Here is an 18,547-nt window from a genome sequence, read left to right as displayed (position 1 = left end):
TGGGTCCCGTCCTTCGCCGGGACGACGACATTTATTTCAGCACCAGATCGCTATAGGCATAGCCGTCGCGCTCGACGCGCTCAGCCGTACTGACTGAAAGCCGATGCGAAAACATCGGCCCCGCCACCACGCAGGTGTGAAACTCTCCGTTCTCGCCGCAGGGATCGACGCTATCAGGCAGGTCAGCCAGCAGCTGCGCATCGAATTTGCGGCCGGCGAATTCCGCTGAAAGCTTCTTCGTGTCGACGGTCGCAAGATAGGCTTCCAGGCCACATTCCATCATCGCCCGCGCCAGTTCGGGCGTCGGCCGGTCCCAGAGTGGAAAGATTGGCGTAATGCCGGTGCCGGCGAGTTTCGCTTCGCGATAGGTGCGGATATCGCGCAGGTACAAATCGCCGAAAATCATGTGCGTGACGCCGTCAGCGACCGCTTGCGCGACCGCTTCGCCCATGCGGGCCTCATAGATCTCGTTCGGGCAGGGATAGGGGATCGGCACGATCCGTTGCGGCAGGCCTGCGGCTTCGCATTGCGCCTGCAGGATCTCCTGCCGCACGCCATGGATCGAAACGCGGCCGAACGTCTCCGTCACGGTCGTCAGCGCGCCCACCACATCGAATTCGCCCGCGCGCCGCACTTCGTGCAGCGCAAAGGCGCTGTCCTTGCCGCTCGACCACGAGATCAACGCCTTCGGTCGCGACATCAGTTGAACTGCGAGGATGGCATTGCCGCCTTCGGCTGCGGCGCGCGCCGACGCTGCTTCGGTGGCGGCGCGGCCGGTTCGGGATCTTTCAACGCGCCGATCCTGCGCAACGCCGCTTCGGCGGCGCGCTCCCCGCTTTCCCAGGCACCGTCGATCGTGCCCCACAGCGTCTCATGCGTGGCTTCGCCGGCGAGATACATGCAGCCGAACGGCTCGGTCAGAACCTTTCGCGACGCCTGCGCGCCCGGCCCGGCCGCGGACATCGCGCCGAGCGCGAACGGCGCGGCGTTCCAGCGCGTCGCGCTCGATTTCTTCACCGCCGCCGCAACCTCGCTGCCGTACAGCTTGGTCAACCACTCCACCGCAAACGCGATCATGGCCTTTTCGCCCTGGGCCGAGAGATCGCGGCCGAACGAGCCCGCGACGTCGATCGAACACAGCGAAGATGACCCCATATTGGCATACAGCAAGGCGGTGCGCGTCGAATTGCTCTGCTCGATGATGATGTCGTCGCGGGCGAGCCCGAGCGGATTGCCCGGCATTTGCAGCGCGATGCGATCATAACTGCCGAGGCTCAGTTTGGCGGCGGCATCCAGCGTGCGCTTGGGAATGTCGGGCGTGAATTTGATGTTGCCCGCGGCCAGCACGTTGCTCGAGACCGTCACGACGGCGGCGCGCGCGACAATCTTGCCGGACGGCGTTTCCACCGCAACGTCGCGGCTGCCCCAGGAAATCCGGTTCGCGGGCGTCGACAGCGCTAACGGCACCTGCTCGCCGAGTTTCGTGATCAGCGTCCCCAGCCCCTGACGGCAGGCGATCGCGGTGTTGCGATCCTGCGCGCGGACCTTGTCGACAACAGAGATATCCTTCAGGTCCTTGCCGGCGAAATTGGCGCCGAGCACGAATTCGGCAGTGCCCGCCCAGTCGCCGAGGTCTTTCGGCAACGCCGAGGCGCAGGAGACGTCGAACCGGCGCGAGGCCTCGTCGATGGCGCGGTTGGCGCGCACCAAAGCTGCAAGAAACTCCTCGGTTTCGCCGGCGCGGGCGTTGCGGCGGCCGATGCGGATTTTCTGGCCCGACGGCGCGGTGATAATCTCGAGCCCGGCGGATCGCGCGAGCTTGATCATCGGGTTGGTCTCGGGATTGTGCATCCAGCGCGCGCCGCGATCGAACGGCACCTCGAAGGTGGTGGTATCGGTCTGGCAGCGGCCGCCGACCTGGCTTGCCGCCTCCACCACGATCACCTTGCGGTTCGCCGCCATGATCCGCCGCGCCGCAGCAATGCCGGCGGCGCCGGCGCCGATCACGACAATGTCAGCCTCGCGCGGCAGGGGCGCGGCGGCCGCCCGCCCACCGAAAACCGGCATCACCGCCAGGCCTGCGGACGCCGAGAGGAAATCGCGGCGGGTCATTGTCATGTCATGGTTTCCGGGGCCTTGAAGCAAAGAGAACAGCTAGCGAACTGTGCCGCATCTCACCGTGCGCAGCAACACTCATGGTAAATCAATCATGATTGACCCGCTTCACGCATGAACTAAATTGAAACGGCTTGCGACCATGCTAATGGAACATAAAAGCGGTCAAAGAACCGCGGGGGGATTTCGTGGGCGTAATGCTCGATACGATCGGCCAGTTGATTGCGGGCTACCTGCAGAAGGAAGTCCCGGGCTATGAACCGTTCACGCCCAGTGATCCCGAGCATCTGCGCGGCGTCATCGAGCCCGGCGACGTGCTGCTGGTCGAAGGCAACAACCGCATTTCCGGCATCATCAAATACCTCACGCAATCGACCTGGTCGCACGCCGCGCTCTATGTCGGCCCGATCGACGGCGCGACGGAACCGGACGGCGAACCTCACGTCCTGATCGAGGCCAATATCGGCGAAGGCGTGACCTCGGCGCCGCTGTCGAAATATTTTCCCTATCACACCCGCCTCTGCCGTCCGGTCGGACTGTCCCATGAGGACCGCATCACGGTGTGCCGCTACGCCATCAACCGGATCGGCTTCGGCTACGACACCAAGAACATCGTCGACCTGGCGCGATATCTGTTCCCGCTGCCGGTGCCGCAGCGTTGGCGGCGGCGCATGATCGCGTTCGGTTCGGGCGATCCCACCAAGATCATCTGCTCGGCGCTGATCGCGCAGGCGTTCGACGCCGTGCGTTATCCGATCCTGCCCAAGATCACGCGCGCCGCCTCGCGAAAGGCCCGGCGCGAGATTCTGCACATCCGCGATTCGTCGCTCTACATGCCGCGCGATTTCGATATCTCGCCCTATTTCGAAGTCGTCAAACCCACCATCGTGCACGGCTTCGATTATCTGGCCCTGCATTGGGCCGACAAGCAGAAGCCGCTCCAGGAGGTAGCGGGCGAATTCGGTGTGTTTCCAGAGGTCGAGTCGCCGTCGCTTGTTCCTGAAGAGATTGACGAAGCGGCGCCGCTTCCGGTTTCGTCTGAAGAAGTGACCGAGGTTGCGGTGAAAACGACCCTGGTCGAGCGCGTGACCGTGTCGGAGCATTTTCTGGCCGTCGAATATGTCGCGGTCCGCCCGCCGGAACGCCGCGCCCGTCCGCGCAGCAAGGTGGTCGAGGCGGCGTAAGTTCTAAAATCTCCCCGCCAGCGTCAGCCGCACCGCGAGCGGCTCTGCCGGATGCACATGGCGATCGGCAACACCGTCGATCGGCTCGCCCGGCAACCGCGACAGATAATAATACTCGATCTGGTTGGTCTTCGCGTTGAAAAGATTGAGCACGTCGAGCTGCAGGCGTATGCCGCTGTCGAATCTGTAGCCGGCCCGCGCATTGAAGATCAGGGATGACAGCGAACGCGCACTGTCGTCCTCGATCAGCGGACGCGGCCCGAAATAGCGTCCCTTCAGCGCGCCGAACCAACCGGTTTCATTGCCGAAGGTGATCGCACCACTCGCAATCCAGGCCGGCGCACCGGGGATGCGATCGCCCGCGACATCGAAATCGGTAAAGCGGGCGCGGGTGTACGCAACATCCAGATCGAACGTCAGCCACGGCACCGGCTTGTACTTGTTGGTCCACTCCACCCCAACCCTGCGGCTCGGCCGACTGGCCTCGGTGGTGCCAGCATCGCCGACGAACAGCAATTCGGAGTCGAAGTCGAGCACAAAGACCGCGACCGAGCTTGTGAGTCCATCGATCGCCCTGGTGCGGACGCCGAGTTCGGCGCCTTTCGACCGCACCAACAGCGGCACGCGATCCTGCGGCGTTACCTTGTCGATGGGATCGACCGTGATCGTCGCACCACGGATGTCGTTGCTGTGCAGGCCGTAGCCGGCATTTCCGTAAAACTCCGTCTTGTACCAGGGTCCAAGCACGATGCCGGCCTTCGGGCTCGCGATCGAAGCCTGCGCATTGCCGGAGTTTTCGGGCGTGTCGCTCAGAACGCTGCCGGCAAAGACGTCCTCGCGAATGCCGACAGTGGTCCGCACCCAGTCTGTCCAGCGCGTGGTGCTGTCTATCCAGACGCCGACATTGCCTTCCCTTACGCGGTCCTCGCGCACGGTCGAAAGCCAGCCTCGCTGCTGCGTCTTGAACAGGCCGACATGGAAATCGTCATAGCGGCTTTGCAGGCCGACGCGTGTTTGCGTCTCAAGTCCGCCGAGGCGCCAATCGAAGGCGTGCCGTGCATCGAAGCCGCCGAGGGTACGGCTGTCGAGCTGGTTGAACTGGTCGCCATTGACGGGGTCGTCGAGGAAATAGGTGAAATTGTTGTAGAGCTGCAAGTTGGATCGAACGACATAGGCGTTGATCTTGCTCTGCCCGTATTCGCTCGAATGCGCAAAATTGCCGGACAGGCTGAAGCGGCTGGCGACGCCTCCGTCGGTCGGATCGAGCGTACCGAAGCGGCCGATCACGCCCTGGTCGATGGCGCGCTGCGCCACCTGGTCGGTCGAATTCCAGGCGTTGGAATAGGCCATGGCGGTCAGCGTCAATCCGTCGGTCGCGGTACCCTGGCTGTAGCGCATGACGCCGTTGATCTTGCGCACATTGTCCGGCACGTGCCATGGACCGTTGTACTTCACGCCTTCGATGGCCGAGAGCAGCGTACCCGCGCCGACCGCGACTGAACCGGCGGCCACCCCGCGCCGATATCCGAAACTGCCAATGGTGAGCTCGGCAAGGTTTTTCGGCAGCCTGGTGAGGTAGTCGATTTCGACGGAACCGGCGGAGCTGAAGTCGCCCACATCAGCGAAGTACGGACCCTTGCGGACATACAGCGACTGAATCAGCTCAGGGATCAGAAAGTTGATATCGGCGTAGCCCTGTCCGTGGCCATGCGTCGGCATGTTGACGGGCATGCCGTCTACCTTGATGGAGAGATCGGTGCCATGATCGAGGTTGAAGCCGCGCAAAAAATACTGGTTGGCTTTGCCCTCTCCGGAATGCTGGGTGACAATCAGCCCGGGCACGACCTCCAGCGCCTCGCCGGGCCGCAGGAAGGGAACGGCATTCACTTCCGCGCCGCTGATGCGCACGGCGCTGGCGGCGGTGGGCTGCAAGGCAGCGGCGCCATCGGATGAAGTACCGGCCGTCACGCCGCTGGTGCCCGCAATTGCCGGCTGGTTCGTTTGAACAGCAGATGCGCCACGTGCCGCACGGCGCTGTGACGGTTTTGTTCGTTTCGGCGGAGCCGAATCTGGTTGCGTCACCGTGACAGGCGGAAGCTGGCCGATCGCAGCAACGGTCTGCGCATTCACCGGGGGCGCGAAGGGGACAAGCAATGCGGCGGCGGAAAATAACCGCCAGGAAACAACACGCAACGCCCATGCCCCCGCATGATAACTGCTACAATCGGCGCGACCGCACCAGTTCGACTAACCCGGCCCCTCACGTTAGCAAGCCCGGTATGATGATACAATAAAAATATCATACTGCCGAAAGCACGGAAATCCCAGATGCAACGGATCACCATCACGATCGAAGACGATTTGCTGGCGGAAATCGACGCCGCAGCCGAAGCGCGCGGCTACCAGAACCGCTCCGAGATCATCCGCGACCTCGCTCGCGCCGGCCTGCAGCAAAGCGCCGAGGACGCCGCACCGTCAGGGCAATGCGTCGCCGCCCTGGTCTATGTCTACGACCACGCCGCGCGCGACCTCTCGAAACGGCTGGTGCAGAATTTCCACGGCCATCACGATTTGTCGCTGGCGACGCTGCATGTCCATCTCGACGACGACAGCTGCATGGAAGTGACGGCGCTGAAGGGCGCATCCGGCGAGGTCCGGCATTTCGCCGACCACATCATCGCCGAGCGCGGCGTGCGCTACGGCCGCGTGGTGATGATCCCCACAGCCGCACCGGACAAGAAGCCGCGGAAGGGTGGGCATAAACACGGATGAAGTCCGTAGCCCGGATGGAGCGCAGCGTAATCCGGGGAAGGTGTATGACCCGCGTGAAGACCCGGATTGCGCTTCGCTCCATCCGGGCTACAACGGAGTCAGATTAGGCCGCCCGGGCCGCCGTGCCGCACGGCAATCCCGCGCGCGCCATGCCGCCATAGAGCTGCTCGTCCGGCATTTCCGATTTCAGGATTCCGCGCACCGCGACCAGTTTCTCGATGTCGATGCCGGTCGGAAAGCCCTTGCTTTCGCACAGGAACACGAGGTCCTCGAACACGACATTGCCGGTCGCGCCCGGCGCGAACGGGCAGCCGCCGAGACCGCCCAGAGATCCATCCAGCACGCGCGCACCGGCATCGAGCGCGGCGGAAGCGTTGGCGATGCCCATGCCGCGGGTGTCGTGCAGATGAATGCAGACCGGCTTTGGCCCCGCGATCTTCACCACGGCCGCCGTCAATTCTCCGACCTGCTTCGGCCCGGCATAGCCGACGGTATCGGCGACCGCGACCATGTCGACACCGGCCTCGAACAGCTTTTCCGCGATCCTGATCACTTCCTTCGGATCGACGGCACCGACGATCGAACAGCCCAGCGCCATCGAGATCGCGGCATTCACGACAGGCTTATGCGCGGTGGCGTCGCGCAATTCACATAGCCGCTTGACGTTGGCGATCGCGGAGTCCCGGCTGCGGTTGGCATTGGCCTGGCTGTGCTCTTCGGTCGCCGAAACCACCGTGGCCACTTCAGCCACCCCTGACGCCAGCGCCTCGTTGACGCCGCGCTCGTTCAGCGTCAGCGCGATGCCATAGGCGCCCGGCAGCGACGCGATGGTCGCGATGATCTCGCGCACGTCGGTGAATTGCGGGAAGGTTTTGGCGGGCAGGAACGAGCCGACCTCGAAATGCCGCACGCCGGCGGCGTACTCGTCGCGGATCCAGCGCTGCTTGGCGGCGGTGGACGGAAACTTCTTCACCAGCTGCAACCCGTCGCGCAAACCCACTTCACGCAGAATGATCTTGTTGTCGGGATAGACATCCTGAAGACGGGTCATGACAGCCTCACGCAGCGTTATCGGTTGAAGTTTGTTTGTTCAGTTCGGCTCTGACAGCCTCGGTGTCGGCGCCGAGATCAGGCACATGCAAGCCTTCGCCGATATTGCCGCCGTTCCACTCCACCGGCAATGCGGGAACGCGGAACGGCGCGCCATCGGCGTTGAAATTGTTGACGAGCCCGCCAGGGCGCAGCACATGCGGGTCTTGCAGCAAATCCTCAGGTCGGTTGATCGGCGAGAAGCAGATGTTCAGCGCGTCGAGCCTGGCCGAAAGCTCGGCCACGTTCCAGCCTTTGACTACCTCAGCGACGCGCGGAATGATCCGGTCCCGCGCCATGATCCGCTCCGTGGTGTTGCGCAAGGTCGGATCATCAAGGAATTCCGTCAGCCCAAACTCGCGGCAGAAACTCTGCCAATGGCCCTCGGTGACGACGCCGATGAAGATGCGGCCGCCACCGGCGGTGTCGAAAATATCGTAGATCGGCCACGCGTGCTCGCGCTCCGGCATCGAACGCGGCTTGCGGCCGGTCATTTCATATTCGACCATGTGCTGCGCGACGAGAAACAGGCAATTCTCGAACAGCCCGATCCTGATATCGGCGCCATCCTTGTTGCCGCCGCGCTTCTGGTAGAGCGCGGCGAGGATTGCGATCACGCCGAACATGCCGCCCATGATGTCGTTGGCGGACGAGCCAACGCGCTGCGGCTTGTCGCGCGTCCCGGTCATCGCGGCGAGCCCCGACATCATCTGCACCACCTCGTCGAGCGCCGGACGGTGCTCGTAGGGGCCGGATAGAAATCCCTTGTGGCCCGCGACGATCAGATGCGGATGCTTGCGGCGCAGCTCCTCGGTACCAAGGCCCTGCTTTTCGAGCGCACCGTCACGAAAATTCTCCACGAACACGTCGGCGCTGGCGAGCAGCCGCTCCATGGTCTCGCGATCCTCGAGCTTGGCGAGATCGAGCACGACGCTGCGCTTGCCGCGGTTGAACAGCGGGAAAAACGAGACGCCCATGCCGCCGAGGCTGCGGGTCTTGTCGCCGACGGGTGGTTCGACCTTGATCACCTCGGCGCCGAGCTGCGCCAGGATCATGCCGCAGGTCGGACCCATCACCATATGGGTCATCTCGACGACCCTCACGCCCTCAAGCGGCAGCCCCGTTCCGGTCATGGTTTCTCCCTTGCTCTTTTGGGGACCAGACTAAGCCTTCAGGACTTGCCGGGAAAACATAATCTGCCTGATGGCGCCGTCACGGCTGCATGGCGCAAATGCACGGGCGGGATCGCTGCCGGCGTTCCCTGCCGGGTCTTGCCGAAGCCCGATTGCATCTCTACCTCTCGCGAGGGTTTTTTAGTGAAATAGAGGCCATCATGCTGGACGCCGCCGTCAAGGCGCTTTCCCAAATCCTGTCGCCGCCGATGCGCTCCATCCTGTGGCGCTCGATCGGGCTGGCGCTGGTGCTGATTACGGTGCTGGCGGTCGGGCTGCAGCGGCTCATGAGCTGGTTCGCCGAATATGGCGAGGTCTGGGCGGAAGGGCTGCTGGGCCCAGGCTTTCATACGTCGCTGAACATCCTGGCCTGGATCATTTCGATCACGGCCGGGCTGGGCGTCGTGCTCGGCGGCATCTTCCTGATGCCTGCGATCACCTCGCTGGTCGCGAGTGTGTTCGTCGACGACGTCGCCGACCATGTCGAGCGCGAACATTATCCGGCAGAAAAGCCCGGCTCCGCGCTGCCGCTCGGTGTCGCGATCCCCGAAGGCGTCAAGACGGCGCTGCTGACGCTCCTGGTCTATCTGATCGCACTGCCCTTCGTGCTGTTCGCCGGTGCCGGTTTTCTGATTTTCTTCTTCGCCACCGCCTGGCTATTGGGCCGGGAATATTTCGAGCTCGCGGCCATGCGTTTCCGCTCGCCCGCGGACGCCAAGGCGATGCGCAAGGATAATGCCGCGACCGTGTTCACGGCGGGGCTGATCATCGCCGCCTTCGTCTCGATCCCCATCGTCAATCTGGCGACGCCGCTGTTCGGCATGGCCTTCATGGTCCACATGCACAAGCGACTGAGCGGCCCGCGGCCCGAGCTGATCGAGCCTTCGCGGCGAACGGGAATGCCGGTGGTGTGAGTAGCCCGTCATTCCGGGATGGTCCGCAGGACCAGACCCGGAATGACGGACAGTGACCTCACACCGTCTTCTCCGGCCAGCGGCAGAGATCGTTGATCAAACACACCTCGCAGCGCGGCTTTCGCGCGAGGCAGGTGTAGCGGCCGTGCAGGATCAGCCAGTGGTGGGCGTGCAGCATGAACTCGGACGGGATTATCTTTTCCAGCCCGAGCTCGACCTCGAGCACGTTATTGCCGGGCGCCAATCCCGTGCGATTGCCGACGCGGAACACGTGGGTATCGACAGCCATCGTGTGCTCCCCAAAGGCCATGTTGAGCACGACATTGGCGGTCTTGCGGCCGGCGCCGGGCAGCGTTTCGATCTCGGCGCGGGTGCGCGGCACCTCGCCGCCGAATTCCGCAATCAGCTTCTCGGATAGCGCGATGACGTTCCTGGCCTTGTTGCGATAAAGCCCGATGGTCTTGATGTAGTCGCGCACGGTGTCTTCGCCGAGCGCCAGCATCTTCTCGGGCGTATCGGCCACCGCAAACAGGGCCCGCGTCGCACGGTTGACGCCGGCGTCGGTCGCCTGCGCCGACAGCACCACGGCGACCAGCAGCGTGTAGGGATTGAGATGTTCGAGCTCGCCTTTCGGCTCCGGATTGGCCTTGCGAAAGCGGCTGAAGACCTCGTGCACCTCGGCTGAGGTCCACGGTTTTGCCTTTGGTGATCGCTTCGCCACGGGCTTGGCCGTGGCCTTTTTGGCTGTTTTCCTTGCGGTTTTACCGGGCACGGACGGAACGCTTGGTTTTTTGGCAGCTTTAGCGCGGATGATTTTGGCCATGATCCGGGTATACTGATCCGCGATGACCGCAAGCAACGACTTTGATCGGGATGTTGACCAGCCGAAGCTGTTTTCGGCGCGGCTGACGCCGCATCGCTCGCTCAACCGCACCGGCTTCCTGGTGCTGATGGCATTCCTATGTGCGGTGAGCTTTGTCGCCGGCGTCGCGTTTCTGTTGATGGGCGCCTGGCCGGTGTTCGGATTCTTCGGGCTCGACGTGCTCGTGATCTACTGGGCGTTCCGGGTCAATTTCCGCAGCGCCAATGCGTCGGAGGAAATCACGGTGACGCCGTCGGAGCTGCGGGTGCGCCGGATCAGCCATCGCGGCCATGTGGTGGAATGGGTGCTCAATCCGCTCTGGGTGCGGCTTGACCAGACGGGCGACCCCGAATTCGGCATCGAGCGGCTTTATCTGGTCTCGCGCGGCCGCCGCGTCTCGGTCGGGTATTTTTTGGGACCCGACGAAAAAGCAAGCTTTGCCAAGGCCTTACTGGCAGCGCTACAGACCGCCAAACGTGGCATCACCTACAATCCCATAACGCAGCCTTGACGCGTTTTCTTCACGCGAACCGGTGCCCACTTCGCTTGAAAACGCTATGTAATCCCTATCGGAAATCGGGTGGTTTGGACGTCGGATGAGCCCTAAATCTGATCCCATGATGACACTCGCCATACATGACCAGCGCCTGGCCAAGCCGGGCCCCCAGAACGCCGCGCTGCGCGACTATGATTCCGTGCGCCGCGCGATCGCCTTCATTTCGGAACACTGGCGCGCGCAGCCGACCATCGAAGCGATGGCGGATGCCGCCTCGGTGACGCCAGATGAATTACACCTTCTGTTCCGCCGCTGGGCCGGGCTAACGCCAAAGGACTTCATGCAGGCGCTGACGCTCGATCACGCCAAGGGGTTGTTGCGGGGTTCGGCCAGTGTGCTCGACGCCGCGCTCGACTCGGGCCTGTCGGGTCCGGGCCGGCTGCACGACCTGTTCGTGACGCATGAAGCGATGTCGCCGGGCGAATGGAAGAACGGCGGCGCCGGCATGACGCTGCGTTACGGATTCCATCCCTCGCCGTTCGGCACTGCCATCGTGATCGCCAGCGGCCGCGGCCTTGCCGGGCTTGCGTTCGCCGATCCCGGCGAGGAGCCGGCATCTTTCGCCGACATGAAGCGGCGCTGGCCGAACGCGACCTATGTCGAGGATCGCGACGGCACGGCCGGTCTCGCGCAGCGCATCTTCGACACCAGGATGTGGCGGCCGGACCAGCCGCTGCGCGTGGTCCTGATCGGTACTGACTTCGAGGTCCGCGTCTGGGAAACCTTGCTGAAGATCCCGATGGGCCGCGCGGTCAGCTATTCCGACATCGCCAACAAGATCAAGAATCCAAAGGCCTCTCGTGCCGTTGGTGCTGCGGTCGGCCGCAACCCGGTGTCGTTCGTGGTGCCCTGCCATCGCGCACTCGGCAAGGGCGGCGCGCTCACCGGCTATCACTGGGGCATCACCCGCAAGCAGGCGATGCTGGGCTGGGAAGCCGGCCAGGTGGGATTGCATTAGACAGAATGTGATGTGACACGCCGCGACGCGAACTTTAGGATCGCCTGGTCAGGACGGTGACCGGTCGGGTTTTCATAAAAATGCAATTGCTGCGGCTCTCCTGTCTTGCACTTTCTGTTCTTGCTGCTGCGCTGGTCGCCGGATTCTTCTACGCCTATCATTGCTCTGTCATGCCGGGTCTCGCGGCGACCGATGCCGTATCGGCGATCAAGGCGATGCAGGGCATCAATGCGGTCGTTCGCAACGCCGTTTTCGCGTTCAGCTTTTTCGGCACGTTGGGGTTCGGAGCTTTCGCGACCCTTTTGCTGATCGGCGCAGGCGGCTGGCCGCTGGCGCTCGCCCTTCTCGGCACGGCCATTTATGGCCTCGGCGCATTCATGGTGACGCTGCTTTACAGCGTGCCGCTGAACGAAAGTCTCGCAACCGTCGTACCGACCACGGAGAACGCCGCCGCTATCTGGCGGGCCTATCTCGAACCCTGGATGTTCTGGAATGCGCTGCGCATGGTCATGTCCGTGCTGACGCTGGCGGCGTTCACGGCAACCCTCGTCATGTTGATCTCACGCGCACCGGTGGCGATCAGTTCCGGCGTCAGATCGTAGGGTGGGCAAAGCGAAGCTTGCCCACCCTACAAATCACCTCGCCAAATCGACCTTCGGCCCGATTACCTATTGCCCATGGCTGATATGTCGAGGTCGCAGAGCGCTTGGCGGGAACAGTGAATGCGCACCTCGATTGACGATCGCGTATCGATCGCTCACAACCGCCCGGGGTAAACAGCGAAAGGCCCGTCGATGCAGAAACGCCGCCCGGTGATGCTAGCGATATTGGATGGTTGGGGTTGGCGGGAGGATCCGGCCGACAATGCTGTTCGTCAGGCCAATACACCGAATTTCGACCGCCTGTGGAACGCGGGTCCGCGCGCCTTCCTGAGGACGTCTGGACGGGATGTCGGGCTGCCCGATGGGCAGATGGGCAATTCCGAAGTGGGGCACCTGAACATCGGTGCGGGCCGCGTCGTGATGCAGGACCTGCCGCGGATCAACGACGCCATTGCGTCTGGCGAAATCAAGTCCGCAACGGCGCTCAGCGCGCTGGTCCAGGCGCTGAAGCAGAGCGGCGGCACCTGTCATCTGATCGGCCTGGTGTCGCCGGGCGGCGTCCATTCGCATCAGGATCACGTCGCCGCACTGGCCGCCATCCTCGCTGAGCACGGCGTGCCGGCGGTCGTACACGCACTCACGGACGGACGCGATACACCGCCGAGATCAGGGGCCGATGATTTGAAGCGGCTGAGCGCTGCGCTGCCGCCACAGGTTCCGATCGCAACCGTGGTCGGTCGATATTATGCGATGGACCGCGACAAACGCTGGGAACGCGTTGGCAAAGCCTATGACGCCATCGTCGAGGGTGAAGGTCCGCGCTTCGCCGACGCACAATCGGCAATATCTGACGCCTATGCGCATGATGTCACCGACGAGTTCGTCGTACCGTCGGTGATCGGCGATTACGCCGGCATCAGGGATGGCGACGGCGTGCTGAGCTTCAACTTTCGCGCCGATCGCGTCCGCGAGATTCTTGGTGCGATGCTCGATCCGTCGTTTGACGGCTTCAAACGCAGACACAGCGTCCGGTACGCCGCCGCCGTTGGAATGACGCAATACAGCTCTGATCTGGACCGGCTGATGCAGACGATATTTCCGCCGCAGGCGTTTCCAAACATCCTCGGCGAAGTCACATCAGCGGCCAACCGGACCCAATTGCGGATGGCCGAAACGGAGAAATATCCCCACGTCACCTATTTTCTCAACGGTGGACGGGAAGAACCTTTTCCCGGCGAAGACCGCATCATGGTGCCCTCGCCCAAGGTCGCGACCTATGACCTGCAACCGGAAATGTCGGCTGCCGAGCTGACGGCGAAGGCGGTGGAGGCGATCGACTCCGGCAAGTACGATTTGATCGTCCTGAACTACGCCAATCCGGACATGGTGGGCCACTCGGGAAACCTGGCGGCTGCGATCAAGGCGGTGGAAACCGTGGATACCGCGCTTGGGAAAATATCGGAGGCGATTCAACGATCCGGCGGAGCGCTGCTGGTGACCGCCGATCACGGCAATTGCGAAATGATGCGCGACCCCGTCACCGGCGGTCCGCATACAGCTCACACGACGAACCCGGTGCCCCTGCTGCTGCAGGGCGGCGGCGACGTGACCTTGGCGGAAGGCCGGCTGGCGGACATTGCGCCGACACTGCTCGACCTGATGCAGTTGCCCAAACCGGCTGACATGACCGGCATGTCGTTGCTGCGCCCGAGCAAGCAAGGCTAATTCAAGCTACGCATTCGGCACGTCGTCGAATTTCAGAAGTCCCCGAGGCCCAGCACATCGGCCATCGAATACAGGCCGGGCGTCTTGCCCTGCGCCCACAACGCCGCCTTGACCGCACCTTGCGCAAACATGGTGCGGTCCTCGGCCCGGTGGGTCAGCTCGATGCGCTCCATCGCACCGGCGAAGATTACGCTGTGTTCGCCGGTGACGGTGCCGCCGCGCAGCGCCGCAAAGCCGATATCGCCGGCCTTGCGTGCACCGGTGATGCCGTCGCGTCCGCGCGCCGAATGAAGGGCAAGATCGACGCCGCGGCCCGCGGCGGCGGCCTCACCCAGCATCAGCGCGGTGCCCGACGGCGCATCGACCTTGGCCTTGTGATGCATCTCCAGGATCTCGATATCGAAATCGGTATCGAGCGATTGTGCGACGCGCTTCACCAGCGCCGCCAGCAGATTGACGCCGAGGCTCATATTGCCGGATTGCACGACGATGGCCCGGGAGGTCACGCTCTTGATCACGGCCATGTCGGAGCTCGACAACCCCGTGGTTCCGACCACATGCACCAGCTTCCGTTCGGCGGCGATCGCCACATTGGCGATGGTGGCGGCGGGAACCGTGAAATCGAGAATGCCGTCGGCGTTCGCCGAGAGCGCCCAGAGGTCGGCCGAGAGTTTGACGCCATTTTCGGGCAGGCCGGCGAGGATGCCGGAATCCTTGCCCAGCAGTTCCGAACCCGGCGCCTCCAGCGCGCCGGCAAGAACCGCACCTGACGTCTCCGAAATGACCCGCACCAGCGCGCGGCCCATCCGGCCGCCGGCTCCAGCTACGATCAAACGCATGTCGGCCATGGCTTCACCTCTTCACGCCCTATAGCGGTATGGGGCCATTCCGGCAACCGATCAGGCCCGGGTCCCTCGTCATGCCCGGGCTTGTCCCGGGCATGACGGAAAAGTTGAATGACTCCCGGCTATGGCTGCGGGCCGTCATAGCCTTCGATCACGATCAGCTCGGCAATCGAGTGCGGCTGCCGAACCTTGATGTTGGCCTGGTATTCCGGTGAATTGTAGCAGGCCATCGCCGCGTCGTAGCTGTCGAACTCGATCACCACGTTGCGCGAGCGGCTTTGACCCTCGACGCCGGTGAACTTGCCGCCGCGCACGACATAGCGCCCGCCGAACTTCTTGAAGATCGCGAGATTGGCCGCCGCATAGGGCTTGTAGCCCTCGTCATCGTGAACGTCGACGCGACCGATCCAGTATCCCTTGGCCATCTTGCTCTCCCGTTTCTTGTCGCGCTGATTGACTACGCCAGCGCCTGCGCGATTTCGGTTTGAATGGCATCCGCGGCGGCTTTGGGGTCGGCGGCCTCGGTGACCGGCCGTCCCACCACCAGATAATCCGCGCCGGCGGCAATCGCGCGCGCCGGTGTCATGATGCGCTTCTGGTCGCCGGTCGCAGAGCCCGCCGGCCGGATGCCCGGCGTCACCAGGTTCATCTGGTGGCCGACGATCTTGCGCAAGCTCGCCGCCTCTTCCGGCGAGCTCACCAGCCCGTCGACGCCGAGCACCTGCGCCTGCTGGGCGCGCGCCTCGACCAGATCGGAGACGTTGAGGCGATAGCCGGCGGCATGCAGATCGCCGTCGTCATAGGAGGTCAGCACGGTGACGGCGAGAATCTTCAGGCTTGAGCCCGCGCGCGCCTCGACGGCGGCTTTCATGGTCTGCGGATAGGCGTGCACGGTGAGAAAGGTCGCGCCGAGTTTTGCGATGCTCTCGACACCGCGTGCAACGGTGTTGCCGATATCGTGCAGCTTGAGATCGACGAACACCTTCTTGCCCGCGCCGGATAATTGACGGACCAGCGGCAAGCCGCCGGCATAGGCCAGCTGATAGCCGATCTTGTAGAACGTCACGCTGTCGCCGAGCCGCGCCACCATCGCTTCCGCCTCGGCGACGCCGGGCAGATCGAGCGCCACAATCAACCGGTCTTTCGGAGCGATACTGGCAGGCTGCATGTCACCTCACATCATGCGTTGGGAATGGTCGATCAGCTGCCGCACCAGCGCCTGCAGCGCCTCGACATCGGCAGGATGTTTCAGACGGTCCATCTCGTCATAGGCCTGGTCCGCGAACGACAATGCGAGCTGGTTCGGAACCACGCTGGCGTGACAGGCCGACAGAATGAGGCGCAGCGCCGCCAGCGCGCGCGCGCCGCCGAACCGCCCGCCGGAGGCCGATGCGATCGCAAACACGGCGCCGCGAAATACCTGGCCGCGGGTTTCATGCGGGTCCTGCACCCGGCTGATCCAGTCGATGGTGTTTTTGACCAGCGCCGGCACCGACGAATTATATTCCGGCGTCACGATCAGGACGCCATGATGGGCGCCGATCATGCGCTTCAGATTGACCGCGTGCTTGGGCACGCCGGATTTCGCCTGCAGGTCGCCGTCATAGATTGGCAGCGGAAAATCCGACAGCGAGATGCGGGTGACTTCGGCGCCGGATAGCGCGAGCTCTTGGCTGGCGGCGGCCGCCAGCCTCGCATTGAGCGAGCCTGATCGAAGCGATCCCGGGATCACGAGGATTTTGAGCGCGGACATATTTTATAAATCGCGGTTCGGGCCAGACCCGCCGCGCAGACGCGCCGGGAGGTATCAGCCCTTGCGATACACCCAGACCCGGGCGGGCGGAAGGTTCATCCAGATCCGCTCGGAAGCTTCTGTGGACACGCCGGGCAGCGATTTCGGGATCGGCGGCGCAACCGAATAGGTGAACTGCACGAAGGGCGCACCAGGTGCCAGCGCCGTAAAGGCGTCGCGGATCAGTTTGAGGCGCGTCAGCATCGGCTTTGTAACCAGCGGCAGGCCGGAGACCACGGCGGAGGCCGGCACGTCGAGAACCTTCAAAAGCGAGTCGCGAAGTTTGTAGGCGTCGCCCTGCACCACTTTGGCGTGCGGATAACGGTCGCGCAGCAGCGCGCAGAAGCCCGGATTATATTCAACCAGCACGAGACGCTTCTGATCGACGCCATGTTCGATCAGCGCATTGGTGATCGCGCCGGTGCCGGGGCCAAGTTCGACGACCGGTCCTTTCGAATCGACGTCGACATATTGCGCCATGGTGCGCGCGAGCAGCTTGCTGGACGGCATCACCGCGCCCATGTGCAGCGGCTTTTCGATCCATGAACGGAGAAAACGCACCTCGTCGTCAAGACGGAGAGGTTTCTTCAACGCACGCACGGACGATTGCAGAGGCATGTCGCTACCAGGCGGGGGACCCGCGAACGGCGGTTATGTCAGAAAACAGTCATAAAGAGGTATAGGTCGCGGCTCTTATGGTCAAGCAAAAGGCTTACTGCGGGGCAGCGCGGCTACCGAAGAAGTCCTTGACCTTAGTAAAGAAACCCGCCGCCTCCGGCTGGGTTGCACCCGACGACAGCTTTTCGAACTCGACCAGCAATTCCTGCTGCTTCTTGGTCAGATTTTGCGGCGTTTCGACCATCACCTGCACATACATGTCGCCGGTCTGGCGCGAACGGAGCACCGGCATGCCTTTTGATGCGATGCGGAATCGCCGGCCGGACTGTGTTCCCGACGGCACCTTCACCTTGGTCTTGCCCTTGTCGATGGTCGGCACCTCGAATTCGCCGCCAAGGGCGGCCGCCACCATCGAGATCGGGACCCGGCAATGCAGGTCGGCGCCGTCGCGCTGGAAGAATTCGTGGGTCGCCAGCGACAGGAAAATATAGAGATCGCCGGGCGGTCCACCGCGGACGCCGGCTTCGCCCTCGCCGGCGAGGCGAATGCGGGTGCCGTCCTCGACGCCTTGCGGAATGTTGACCGACAGGGTCCGGTCGCGCGTCACCCGGCCCGAGCCCGCGCAGGAGGGACAGGGGTCTTCGATCATCTGGCCGCGGCCCTGACAGCCCGGACAGGTCCGTTCCAGCGTGAAGAAGCCCTGCGCCTGCCGCACCCTTCCCTGCCCGCCGCACAGCGAACAGGTCTTCGGCTTGGTGCCGGCCTTGGCACCGGTGCCGGAACAGGATTCGCAGGTGACCGAAACCGGAATCTCGATCTGGGCGGTCTTGCCGAGGAAGGCTTCCTCGAGCGTGATTTCCATATTGTAGCGCAGGTCGGCGCCGCGCTCGCGGCCACCGCCACCGCGGCCGCGTTGTCCGGCCATGCCGAACAGATCCTCGAAAATATCCGAGAATGACGAGGCGAAGCCGGCGCCGAATCCGGGCCCGCCGCCACCCATGCCCTGCTCGAACGCCGCGTGGCCGTAGCGGTCATAGGCGGCGCGCTTGTCGCCGTCCTTCAGGACCTCATAGGCTTCGTTGATTTCCTTGAACTTCACTTCGCTGGAGGCATCGCCCGGATTCTTGTCCGGATGCCATTTCATCGCGAGCTTGCGGAAGGCCGCCTTGAGCTTGGAATCGTCCGCGCTCCGTTCGACTTCAAGGGTTTCGTAATAGCAGCGCTTGGTGGACATCCGTCAGATCCGTCCGAATTTCGTCTTCATGCCGCAAGGGTGCATTTTTCAGGATGCCGCCTCGCGCTTAACGAAAAATGACCCCCACCCATCGAGACGCAGCAGGCGC

Annotated in this window: 19 protein-coding genes; 7 read left to right on the top strand and 12 right to left on the bottom strand. The window is 63.4% G+C overall.

The window, feature by feature from the left end; all coding sequences use genetic code 11:
* Window positions 1–31: 31 nt before the first annotated feature.
* Together JQ567_RS24230 and JQ567_RS24225 are read right to left on the bottom strand one after the other, a co-directional pair.
* Window positions 32–700, bottom strand: coding sequence for an adenine nucleotide alpha hydrolase (locus tag JQ567_RS24230; RefSeq protein WP_212441125.1), 669 nt, complete (start codon window positions 698–700; stop codon window positions 32–34).
* The gene (locus JQ567_RS24225; RefSeq protein WP_212441124.1) at window positions 700–2,118 is read right to left on the bottom strand and encodes an NAD(P)/FAD-dependent oxidoreductase; all 1,419 of its coding nucleotides are present in this window, start codon (window positions 2,116–2,118) and stop codon (window positions 700–702) included. The genes JQ567_RS24230 and JQ567_RS24225 overlap by 1 nt, the downstream gene beginning before the upstream one ends.
* A 185-nt stretch (window positions 2,119–2,303) precedes the next feature.
* Between JQ567_RS24225 and JQ567_RS24220 the strand changes: the two genes are divergently transcribed.
* Window positions 2,304–3,299 (top strand): YiiX/YebB-like N1pC/P60 family cysteine hydrolase, encoded by a 996-nt coding sequence (locus JQ567_RS24220; RefSeq protein WP_212441123.1) that lies wholly within the window; start codon window positions 2,304–2,306, stop codon window positions 3,297–3,299.
* Window positions 3,300–3,302: 3 nt separating this feature from the next.
* Here JQ567_RS24220 and JQ567_RS24215 read toward each other — a convergent pair whose 3' ends face one another.
* On the bottom strand, window positions 3,303–5,429 hold the full coding sequence (locus JQ567_RS24215; RefSeq protein ID WP_409363631.1) for a TonB-dependent receptor: 2,127 nt from the start codon (window positions 5,427–5,429) through the stop codon (window positions 3,303–3,305).
* Window positions 5,430–5,627: 198 nt separating this feature from the next.
* Between JQ567_RS24215 and nikR the strand changes: the two genes are divergently transcribed.
* Window positions 5,628–6,071 carry a nickel-responsive transcriptional regulator NikR gene (gene nikR / locus JQ567_RS24210; RefSeq protein WP_212441122.1) on the top strand — a complete coding sequence of 148 codons (444 nt, stop codon included), beginning with the start codon at window positions 5,628–5,630 and terminating at the stop codon, window positions 6,069–6,071.
* A gap of 103 nt (window positions 6,072–6,174) precedes the next feature.
* Here nikR and JQ567_RS24205 read toward each other — a convergent pair whose 3' ends face one another.
* Together JQ567_RS24205 and JQ567_RS24200 are read right to left on the bottom strand one after the other, a co-directional pair.
* Complete coding sequence (locus JQ567_RS24205; RefSeq protein WP_212441121.1) at window positions 6,175–7,122, bottom strand: hydroxymethylglutaryl-CoA lyase; 948 nt, start codon at window positions 7,120–7,122, stop codon at window positions 6,175–6,177.
* Between the two features lie 7 nt (window positions 7,123–7,129).
* Window positions 7,130–8,293 (bottom strand): CaiB/BaiF CoA-transferase family protein, encoded by a 1,164-nt coding sequence (locus JQ567_RS24200; protein ID WP_212441120.1) that lies wholly within the window; start codon window positions 8,291–8,293, stop codon window positions 7,130–7,132.
* Window positions 8,294–8,493: 200 nt separating this feature from the next.
* On the opposite strand from JQ567_RS24200, the gene JQ567_RS24195 reads away from it, so the two are divergent.
* Window positions 8,494–9,246, top strand: coding sequence for a sulfate transporter family protein (locus JQ567_RS24195; RefSeq protein WP_212441119.1), 753 nt, complete (start codon window positions 8,494–8,496; stop codon window positions 9,244–9,246).
* 58 nt (window positions 9,247–9,304) lie between these two features.
* On the opposite strand, the gene nth is transcribed toward JQ567_RS24195, so the two are convergent.
* The gene (gene nth / locus JQ567_RS24190) at window positions 9,305–10,069 is read right to left on the bottom strand and encodes an endonuclease III (RefSeq protein WP_212441118.1); all 765 of its coding nucleotides are present in this window, start codon (window positions 10,067–10,069) and stop codon (window positions 9,305–9,307) included.
* Window positions 10,070–10,091: 22 nt separating this feature from the next.
* Between nth and JQ567_RS24185 the strand changes: the two genes are divergently transcribed.
* From JQ567_RS24185 to gpmI, 4 genes are all read left to right on the top strand, one after another.
* The gene (locus JQ567_RS24185) at window positions 10,092–10,619 is read left to right on the top strand and encodes a DUF2244 domain-containing protein (protein ID WP_212441117.1); all 528 of its coding nucleotides are present in this window, start codon (window positions 10,092–10,094) and stop codon (window positions 10,617–10,619) included.
* A 106-nt stretch (window positions 10,620–10,725) separates the two neighbouring features.
* Window positions 10,726–11,622: a bifunctional helix-turn-helix domain-containing protein/methylated-DNA--[protein]-cysteine S-methyltransferase gene (locus tag JQ567_RS24180; RefSeq protein ID WP_212441145.1), complete on the top strand. Its 897-nt coding sequence runs from the start codon at window positions 10,726–10,728 to the stop codon at window positions 11,620–11,622.
* Window positions 11,623–11,702: 80 nt separating this feature from the next.
* On the top strand, window positions 11,703–12,224 hold the full coding sequence (locus tag JQ567_RS24175; protein WP_212441116.1) for a DUF1772 domain-containing protein: 522 nt from the start codon (window positions 11,703–11,705) through the stop codon (window positions 12,222–12,224).
* Between the two features lie 192 nt (window positions 12,225–12,416).
* Window positions 12,417–13,949 carry a 2,3-bisphosphoglycerate-independent phosphoglycerate mutase gene (gene gpmI, locus JQ567_RS24170; protein ID WP_212441115.1) on the top strand — a complete coding sequence of 511 codons (1,533 nt, stop codon included), beginning with the start codon at window positions 12,417–12,419 and terminating at the stop codon, window positions 13,947–13,949.
* A gap of 32 nt (window positions 13,950–13,981) precedes the next feature.
* Here the strand turns inward: gpmI and dapB are convergent, their stop codons facing one another.
* From dapB to dnaJ, 6 genes are all read right to left on the bottom strand, one after another.
* Entirely contained in the window at window positions 13,982–14,797 is an 816-nt protein-coding gene (dapB, locus tag JQ567_RS24165) for a 4-hydroxy-tetrahydrodipicolinate reductase (protein WP_212441114.1), read from the bottom strand.
* Window positions 14,798–14,916: 119 nt separating this feature from the next.
* On the bottom strand, window positions 14,917–15,219 hold the full coding sequence (locus JQ567_RS24160; protein WP_212441113.1) for a DUF1330 domain-containing protein: 303 nt from the start codon (window positions 15,217–15,219) through the stop codon (window positions 14,917–14,919).
* Between the two features lie 32 nt (window positions 15,220–15,251).
* Window positions 15,252–15,962, bottom strand: a complete 711-nt coding sequence (pyrF, locus tag JQ567_RS24155) for an orotidine-5'-phosphate decarboxylase (RefSeq protein WP_212441112.1) — start codon at window positions 15,960–15,962, stop codon at window positions 15,252–15,254.
* 6 nt (window positions 15,963–15,968) lie between these two features.
* The gene (locus JQ567_RS24150; RefSeq protein WP_212441111.1) at window positions 15,969–16,547 is read right to left on the bottom strand and encodes an NADPH-dependent FMN reductase; all 579 of its coding nucleotides are present in this window, start codon (window positions 16,545–16,547) and stop codon (window positions 15,969–15,971) included.
* A 54-nt stretch (window positions 16,548–16,601) separates the two neighbouring features.
* Window positions 16,602–17,204 (bottom strand): class I SAM-dependent methyltransferase, encoded by a 603-nt coding sequence (locus JQ567_RS24145; RefSeq protein WP_192736168.1) that lies wholly within the window; start codon window positions 17,202–17,204, stop codon window positions 16,602–16,604.
* 94 nt (window positions 17,205–17,298) lie between these two features.
* On the bottom strand, window positions 17,299–18,438 hold the full coding sequence (dnaJ, locus tag JQ567_RS24140) for a molecular chaperone DnaJ (RefSeq protein ID WP_212441110.1): 1,140 nt from the start codon (window positions 18,436–18,438) through the stop codon (window positions 17,299–17,301).
* Window positions 18,439–18,547 lie beyond the last annotated feature (109 nt).

Origin of the sequence: Bradyrhizobium sp. AUGA SZCCT0431 (genome assembly GCF_018131065.1) — a bacterium.
In the GTDB taxonomy this organism is placed as follows: domain Bacteria; phylum Pseudomonadota; class Alphaproteobacteria; order Rhizobiales; family Xanthobacteraceae; genus Bradyrhizobium.
This window is presented reverse-complemented; position numbering and strand designations above follow the sequence as displayed.

Coding starts and splice junctions, on each gene's coding strand:
- JQ567_RS24230 (WP_212441125.1), bottom strand. CDS start 700: ATGTCGCGACCGAAGGCGTTGATCTCGTGGTCGAGCGGCAAGGACAGC.
- JQ567_RS24225 (WP_212441124.1), bottom strand. CDS start 2,118: ATGACAATGACCCGCCGCGATTTCCTCTCGGCGTCCGCAGGCCTGGCG.
- nikR (WP_212441122.1), top strand. CDS start 5,628: ATGCAACGGATCACCATCACGATCGAAGACGATTTGCTGGCGGAAATC.
- JQ567_RS24205 (WP_212441121.1), bottom strand. CDS start 7,122: ATGACCCGTCTTCAGGATGTCTATCCCGACAACAAGATCATTCTGCGT.
- JQ567_RS24200 (WP_212441120.1), bottom strand. CDS start 8,293: ATGACCGGAACGGGGCTGCCGCTTGAGGGCGTGAGGGTCGTCGAGATG.
- JQ567_RS24195 (WP_212441119.1), top strand. CDS start 8,494: ATGCTGGACGCCGCCGTCAAGGCGCTTTCCCAAATCCTGTCGCCGCCG.
- nth (WP_212441118.1), bottom strand. CDS start 10,069: ATGGCCAAAATCATCCGCGCTAAAGCTGCCAAAAAACCAAGCGTTCCG.
- JQ567_RS24185 (WP_212441117.1), top strand. CDS start 10,092: ATGACCGCAAGCAACGACTTTGATCGGGATGTTGACCAGCCGAAGCTG.
- JQ567_RS24180 (WP_212441145.1), top strand. CDS start 10,726: ATGATGACACTCGCCATACATGACCAGCGCCTGGCCAAGCCGGGCCCC.
- JQ567_RS24175 (WP_212441116.1), top strand. CDS start 11,703: ATGCAATTGCTGCGGCTCTCCTGTCTTGCACTTTCTGTTCTTGCTGCT.
- gpmI (WP_212441115.1), top strand. CDS start 12,417: ATGCAGAAACGCCGCCCGGTGATGCTAGCGATATTGGATGGTTGGGGT.
- dapB (WP_212441114.1), bottom strand. CDS start 14,797: ATGGCCGACATGCGTTTGATCGTAGCTGGAGCCGGCGGCCGGATGGGC.
- JQ567_RS24160 (WP_212441113.1), bottom strand. CDS start 15,219: ATGGCCAAGGGATACTGGATCGGTCGCGTCGACGTTCACGATGACGAG.
- pyrF (WP_212441112.1), bottom strand. CDS start 15,962: ATGCAGCCTGCCAGTATCGCTCCGAAAGACCGGTTGATTGTGGCGCTC.
- JQ567_RS24150 (WP_212441111.1), bottom strand. CDS start 16,547: ATGTCCGCGCTCAAAATCCTCGTGATCCCGGGATCGCTTCGATCAGGC.
- JQ567_RS24145 (WP_192736168.1), bottom strand. CDS start 17,204: ATGCCTCTGCAATCGTCCGTGCGTGCGTTGAAGAAACCTCTCCGTCTT.
- dnaJ (WP_212441110.1), bottom strand. CDS start 18,438: ATGTCCACCAAGCGCTGCTATTACGAAACCCTTGAAGTCGAACGGAGC.